7 protein-coding genes are annotated in these 6,529 nt (G+C 65.8%); 6 read left to right on the forward strand and 1 reads right to left on the reverse strand.

Annotated elements, in window-relative coordinates:
* Positions 1-661: Flp pilus assembly protein CpaB (gene cpaB, locus RMO04_RS11755; protein ID WP_309644971.1), on the reverse strand; the 661-nt coding region annotated here is incomplete at its 3' end.
* Between the two features lie 207 nt (positions 662-868).
* Between cpaB and RMO04_RS11760 the strand changes: the two genes are divergently transcribed.
* From RMO04_RS11760 to RMO04_RS11785, 6 genes are all read left to right on the forward strand, one after another.
* Positions 869-1,417, forward strand: coding sequence for a peroxiredoxin (locus RMO04_RS11760; RefSeq protein WP_309644972.1), 549 nt, complete (start codon positions 869-871; stop codon positions 1,415-1,417).
* Between the two features lie 222 nt (positions 1,418-1,639).
* Positions 1,640-2,044 carry a 30S ribosomal protein S6 gene (gene rpsF / locus RMO04_RS11765; protein WP_309644973.1) on the forward strand — a complete coding sequence of 135 codons (405 nt, stop codon included), beginning with the start codon at positions 1,640-1,642 and terminating at the stop codon, positions 2,042-2,044.
* Positions 2,044-2,310, forward strand: a complete 267-nt coding sequence (gene rpsR / locus RMO04_RS11770) for a 30S ribosomal protein S18 (RefSeq protein ID WP_254833425.1) — start codon at positions 2,044-2,046, stop codon at positions 2,308-2,310. Before rpsF ends, rpsR begins: the two co-directional genes overlap by 1 nt.
* Before the next feature lie 13 nt (positions 2,311-2,323).
* Positions 2,324-2,911 carry a 50S ribosomal protein L9 gene (gene rplI / locus RMO04_RS11775; RefSeq protein ID WP_309644974.1) on the forward strand — a complete coding sequence of 196 codons (588 nt, stop codon included), beginning with the start codon at positions 2,324-2,326 and terminating at the stop codon, positions 2,909-2,911.
* Between the two features lie 141 nt (positions 2,912-3,052).
* The gene (locus tag RMO04_RS11780; protein WP_309644975.1) at positions 3,053-3,691 is read left to right on the forward strand and encodes a glutathione S-transferase family protein; all 639 of its coding nucleotides are present in this window, start codon (positions 3,053-3,055) and stop codon (positions 3,689-3,691) included.
* A gap of 285 nt (positions 3,692-3,976) precedes the next feature.
* The gene (locus RMO04_RS11785) at positions 3,977-6,460 is read left to right on the forward strand and encodes a TonB-dependent receptor (RefSeq protein ID WP_309644976.1); all 2,484 of its coding nucleotides are present in this window, start codon (positions 3,977-3,979) and stop codon (positions 6,458-6,460) included.
* Positions 6,461-6,529: the final 69 nt, after the last annotated feature.

Raw genomic sequence — 6,529 nt, forward strand, 5'->3', positions numbered from 1 at the left:
TCCCGAGATCGGCGGCCACCGCCAGCTTCTGGGTGTCCTTGACGCTGACCTCCAGGGTCGCCGTACTGGGGGTCGCGGGCTTGTTGGAGGTCGGATCGGCGTTCAGGTCGACGCCCAGTACGCGAGCGTTCTGAATAACCACCTCCGACTGCAGGATCTTCTTTGTGTCGTCGGTGGAAAGGTCGCGCATCAGCACCACGTCCACGCGATCGCCCGGCAGGGCGTGGCCGCCGACCCCGGACACATCGGACACGCGGATCGTGTAGGCGCGCATGCCCGCCGTGATCTCAGCGGCGATGGAAGGCCGGGCGCCCGGACCAGAGAGCTTGGCGGGAAGGACGATCTCGCGGGCCGACAGGGGCGTCAGCGCCACCGGCGCGCCGCCGTGATCCTGGGCCAGCACCTGATCCACCGTGGCGAAGGCGCCGGCCGGCGCGGCGTCGCGCGGCATCCGAACGACCGTGAGCCGCGCGGCGTCCAGGCGGTCGCCGTACTTGATGTCGCGGGACGCCACCACCACCGAGACGGCGTTAGCCATCGGTGACGGCGGCGCAGCCTGGGCCACATTGCTCTGTGAGGGCAGCATGACCTTGGCGACCAGCAAGGCGCCGAGGCCAAGGGCGGCCGACGCACCCAAACTCGCGATTGTCACAACCCGCATCGCCCCACCCCTGGATGCTTGTACATTCAGAGGCTTAGCCGGGCAGCAATTGCGATAACCTCAACGAAGTAAGTGAATGTTCATAAAGCTTAACGGCTCGGCCATGCCGCCGGACAGGGGGATGGCGAAGCCTGAAATTCCTTTGACTCCCGGCGCAGACAAAGGCCGCGCTCAGCCGTATGATCCAGGCAACTGGGAGAAAACCACATGCATCGCCTCGCCCTCGCCGCCGCGCTCGCCGCTCTGGCCGCCACCCCGGCCTTCGCCGCGTTGAAGGAAGGCGCCAAGGCGCCCGACTTCACCGCCTCCGGCTATCAGGCCGGCAAACCCATCACCTTCTCCCTGGCCGAGGCGCGCAAGAAGGGGCCCGTGGTGCTCTACTTCTTCCCCGCCGCCGACACCGCCGGCTGCAATCTGGAGGCCCGCCTGTTCGCCGAGGCCACGGACGGCTTCAAGGCTCAGGGCGCGACAGTGATCGGCGTGACCTCGGGTAATCTCGACAAGCTCGCGGCGTTTTCCGCCGATACGGAGAAATGCTCGGGCAAGTTCCCCGTCGCCGCCGATCCGAACGCGTCGATCGCCGGCCAGTACGACTCCAAGCTAGCCATGAAGCCGGGCTGGTCGGATCGCACCTCCTACGTGATCTCGCCCTCGGGCCAGGTGGTGCACGCCTATTCCAACCTGAACGCCGCCGAGCACGTCAATGAGACGATGACCGCGGTAAAGGCCTGGCGAGCGAAGAACCCCAAGAAATGAGATCGTCGCCTCCCCGTGCCGGCGAAGGCTGGTACGGGCGGGTTGGCGAATTCCCTTGCCCAAACAGCGGTTTTCCCGTACTAGCGCGCCTCTTCACGGAAGGCGGTCTCAAGCCGGAACGCGAAAGGGTCGGGAAACTCCCGGTCGCCGCGCCTGAGATCCATCGTTTCCGACGGTCACCCGCCGACGGATGCGCCGCCCTCCAAATGGGAAAAGGAACTCATGGCGCTCTACGAGCACGTCGTTATCTCGCGGCAGGATATTTCGCCGCAACAGGCCGAAGCCCTCAATGACACCCTCAAGGCCTTGATCGAAGAAGGCGGCGGATCCGTCGCCAAGATCGAGTACTGGGGTCTTCGCAACCTCACCTACCGCATCAAGAAGAACCGCAAGGGCCACTACTCCCTGCTCTCCATCGACGCCCCGGCGCCGGCGGTGAAGGAGATGGAGCGCCAGCTGTCGCTGAACGAAGACGTTCTGCGTCACCTGACCATCCGCGTCGACGAACTCGACCTGGAGCTCTCGCCCGTTCTCGCCCGTCGCGACCGTGATCGTGAGCGCGAACCGCGCCGCGACGACTTCGGTTCGAAAGACGGCGGATTTGTCCCGAAAGAAGGGGGCTTCTAATGACCGACGAAACCGCAACGGCCCCCGCGGCCGCCGGCGCCGCGCGCCGCCCGTTCTTCCGCCGCCGCAAGGTCTGCCCGTTCTCCGGCGCCAACGCCCCGAAGATCGACTACAAGGACGTCAAGCTGCTGCAGCGTTACGTCTCCGAGCGCGGCAAGATCGTGCCCTCGCGCATCACCGCGGTGTCGGCCAAGAAGCAACGCGAACTGGCCAAGGCCATCAAGCGCGCCCGCTTCCTGGCCCTCCTCCCCTATGTCGTGAAGTAAGGGAGCCAGGCACATGAAAGTCATTCTGCTCGAACGAGTCGAAGGCCGTGGCGGCCTGGGCGACGAAGTCACCGTCAAGGACGGCTACGCGCGCAACTACCTGCTGCCCCGCAAGAAGGCGCTCCGCGCCACCAGCGCCAACAAGAAGGTCTTCGACGTCCAGCGCGCCGAGATCGAGGCGCGCAACGCCAAGACCAAGGAACAGGCCGCCAAGGCTGGTGAAGGCCTCGACGGCACGTCCTACGTCCTGATCCGTCAGGCGGGCGAAACCGGCCAGCTCTACGGTTCGGTCTCGGGTCGCGACGTGGCCGACATTGTCAACGCCGGTGGCGGCAAGGTGGACCGTTCGATGGTCTCCCTCGACAAGCCGATCAAGAACCTGGGCGTCCACGAAGTGAAGATCCGCCTGCACGCCGAAGTGGCCGTGACGGTGAGCATCAACATCGCTCGCAGCCAGGACGAGGCCGAACGCCAAGCCCGTGGTGAGAACGTCATCTCCTCGCAGTTCGAGGAAGACCGCATCGCCGACGAAGAAGCCGCGGCCGACATGGCCGCCGGCGGCGCCGGCTCGCACGACGTGGACTTCGGCGCCGACCACTAGGTCGACGCCTGCAAGACCCTAGACAGCGGCGCGGGACCTTCGGGTTCCGCGCCGTTTTCATGTCCGAATACCGCCTGCTGACATCAGGCTGTCAGCAGGCCCGGCCTAGGCTCTCCTCCAGCCAAACAAAGGGAGTCCCGCATGTCCAACGACCTGGTGTTCTACACCCACCCCATGTCCCGCGGCCGCATCATCCGCTGGATGCTTGAAGAGGTCGGCCAGCCCTACGAGACCGAGGTCCTGGACTTCGGGACCACCATGAAGGCCCCCGCCTACCTGGCCATCAATCCCATGGGCAAGGTGCCCGCGATCCGTCACGGCGACATTGTGGTGACCGAGGTGGGCGCCATCTGCGCCTACCTGGCCGACGCCTTCCCCCAGGCCGGCCTCGCCCCACCGCCGGGCAGCGAGCTCCGCGGCCCCTACTACCGCTGGCTGTTCTTCGCCGCCGGCCCCATCGAGCAGGCGATCACCACGAAGTCCATGGGCTGGCAAATCCCCGAGGGCGGGGAGCGGTCGGTGGGCTTCGGCAGCCTGGACGACGTGCTTGACGCCGCCGAGGCCGCGGTGGACGGCCGCGAATACCTGGCGGGCGACAGCTTCACAGCCGCCGACCTCTATCTGGGCGCCCATCTGGGCTGGGGCATGGACTTCGGGACCTTGGAGAAACGCCCCGCCTTCGAGGCCTATGTGTCCAGGCTCCAGGCTCGCCCGGCGGCCGTCCGCGCCAACCAGATCGACGACGCCCTGTTGGCCGCCCAACAACCAGCCGGCGCCTGACCTTGGTCGACGACGAAGTCGACGCGAACAGGGCGGCCGGCGCCGACGACTAGGCACGACGTTGGCAAGTCCGTCGGCAGCGGCGCGGACCTGAGGGTTCCGCGCCGTTTTCGTTCCAGGAATCCCTTATGGCGTTGGGATTGCTGAGAATTACGGCAAATCCGACCAACGTTTGCCAAATTATGTGACAGTTTTGCCATAACGGCCGGCGGCAAACGCCACTAGCTTTAAAGCCCTAGACGCCATCGCGCGGCCGACGAGCCCGCAGGCATTCCTGGGGGAACCATGAACACTCGTCACATCCTGCTCGCGACGGCTTCGGCCGCGACCCTGCTCGCCGGGGGGCAAGCCATGGCCCAGACACAGCCTTCGGCGACCGAACTTGAGGAATTTATCGTCACCGGCACTCGGGCGGCCAACCGCACGGTTCTGGACACCGCCGCGCCGGTCGACGTGATCAGCGCCGCCGAGCTGAGCCAACTCGGCGTGACCGAGGTCAACCAAGCGCTGTCGGTTTCCTTGCCCTCGTTCAACTTCCCCCGTCCCGGCTTGGCCGACGGCACCGACACAATCCGCCCGGCCACACTACGCGGCCTCTCCCCCGACCAGACCCTGGTCCTAGTGAACTCCAAGCGCCGTCACTCAGCCTCGCTGGTGAACCTGAACGGCACCATCGGTCGCGGCGCCTCTTCGGTCGACCTGAACACCATTCCATCGGCCATGGTCTCCTCGATCGAGGTCCTGCGCGACGGCGCCTCGGCGCAGTACGGCTCTGACGCTATCGCCGGCGTGTTAAACCTGCGTCTGCGCGAAGCCAGCAGCGGGGGCGGGCTGACCGCCACCTACGGCGCCCGCGTCACCACTGTGAATACCCTGGTGGCCCCGCCGCCAGCCGGCGCCAACTTTACGGTCGCCGACAAGGCCAAGTACGACCGCACCGACGGCGAGACCATCAACCTCTCGGGCTGGATCGGCCTGCCCCTGGGGGAAGCCGGGTTCCTGACCGTGGCCGCCGAGTATCTAGACCAGAACAAGACCATCCGGACCGCCCCCGACTGGCGCCAGCAGTACCCTGCCCCGGCGCCGGGGACGTTCGATCCGCGCGAGACGAACTTCAACCGCTACAACGCCTGGTTCGGCGAACCGGAGGTCAAGCAGTACTCGCTGTTCGCCAACACCGGATACGACCTCAGCGACACGACCAGCCTGTATGGCTGGGCAAGCTATCAGAACCGCGAGGCGCTCTCGGCCGGCTTCTTCCGCCGCGCCCTCGACGACCGCAACATCATCTCCATCTACCCCAACGGTTTCCTGCCGCTGATCAATCCGACCGTGGAGGACTTGTCCCTTGCCGGCGGCGCCACGTCGAAGCTGGGCGGCTGGGATGTGGACGCCTCGCTGGTCTACGGCTCCAACGAAATGGACTTCGTGATCCGCGACACGCTGAACCGGTCCATCGGCCCAAGCAGCAAGACGGCCTTCGACGCCGGCGGTTTCGAGTACAATCAACTGGTCTTCAACCTCTCGGCCGTACGGACCTACGAGGTGGGCCTCGCCTCGCCGCTGAACGTCGCGACCGGCGTAGAGTGGCGGCGCGAAGGTTACGAGATTCACGCGGGCGAGCCGGACTCCTACCGCAACGGAGGCGCCCTATTGAACGGCGCCCCGACCCCCTCCGGCGCTCAGGTCTTCCCAGGTTTCCGTCCGTCCAACGAGGTCGACGAGGACCGCACGTCGGTCGGCGTCTACCTTGACCTTGAGGCCAACCTGACCGACGAGCTGCTGATGTCCGCGGCGGTTCGCGCGGAGTCCTATTCCGATTTCGGCGAGACGGTGACTGGCAAGTTCGCCGCCCGTTATGACTTCACCGAGAGCTTCGCCCTGCGCGGATCGATCCAGAACGGCTTCCGGGCCCCGTCGCTGCAGCAGCAGTTCTTCTCCACCACCTCGACGAACTTCATCAACGGCGTGCCCTTCGACATCACCACCTTCCCGGCGACGGATCCGGTGGCGGTGGCCCTGGGCGCTAAGCCCCTCGACGCGGAGAAGTCGGTCAACTACGCGATCGGCGCGGTCTTCCGCCTTGGCCGGGTCAACCTGACGATAGACGCTTACCGTATCGACATCGAGGATCGCATCGTCCTGTCGGAAAATCTGACCCAGGCGAACGTACGCGCCTATCTGGCCTCCCAGGGCTTCGTGGCCGTAGGCGGCGGGCGCTTCTTCATCAACGGCGTCGACACCGAGACCCAAGGCGTCGACATCATCGCCAACTTCAAGCACGACACCGATTCCATGGGGGCCTTCGCATTCACGCTCGGTGCGAACTTCAACTCCACCGAAGTGACCAAGGTCCCGGCCACCGCCCAGCTCGCCGCGTTGAACCCCGCTCCGGTGCTGTTCGACCGCGTAAACGTCCTGACCTTCGAGAAGGGCACACCGGAGTCAAAGTTCACAGGCTCGGTGGACTGGACCTTGGATAGGTTCGGCGCAACGGTGCGGGCCATCCGCTACGGCGAGGTCCTCAGCCCCGGAACCACTGCGGCCCTCGACCTGACGCTGAAGGCCAAGGTCGTGGTCGATCTGGAAGGCCGCTGGAACCTCACCGAAAAGGTCCGCATCTCGGTGGGGGCGGACAACGTGTTCGACGAGTATCCGACGGGCTCGCCGCCGATCCTCAACACCACGGCCAACACCCCGTTCTCGAACTACGCACCTTTCGGTCGTTCGGGCCGCTACCTCTACGGCCGGGTCGCCTATACCTGGTAGGTCGAAAGACCCACGACCGAAACTGACGCGGCGCGGGGACATGCTCCCCGCGCCGTTTCCTTTGGGATT

The organism is Phenylobacterium sp., assembly GCF_031412415.1.
Taxonomy (GTDB): domain Bacteria; phylum Pseudomonadota; class Alphaproteobacteria; order Caulobacterales; family Caulobacteraceae; genus Phenylobacterium.

Excerpts from the sequence above, each read along its gene's own strand:
- RMO04_RS11780 (WP_309644975.1), top strand. The coding sequence starts at position 3,053 with ATGTCCAACGACCTGGTGTTCTACACCCACCCCATGTCCCGCGGCCGC.
- RMO04_RS11785 (WP_309644976.1), top strand. The coding sequence starts at position 3,977 with ATGAACACTCGTCACATCCTGCTCGCGACGGCTTCGGCCGCGACCCTG.
- rpsF (WP_309644973.1), top strand. The coding sequence starts at position 1,640 with ATGGCGCTCTACGAGCACGTCGTTATCTCGCGGCAGGATATTTCGCCG.
- rplI (WP_309644974.1), top strand. The coding sequence starts at position 2,324 with ATGAAAGTCATTCTGCTCGAACGAGTCGAAGGCCGTGGCGGCCTGGGC.
- RMO04_RS11760 (WP_309644972.1), top strand. The coding sequence starts at position 869 with ATGCATCGCCTCGCCCTCGCCGCCGCGCTCGCCGCTCTGGCCGCCACC.
- rpsR (WP_254833425.1), top strand. The coding sequence starts at position 2,044 with ATGACCGACGAAACCGCAACGGCCCCCGCGGCCGCCGGCGCCGCGCGC.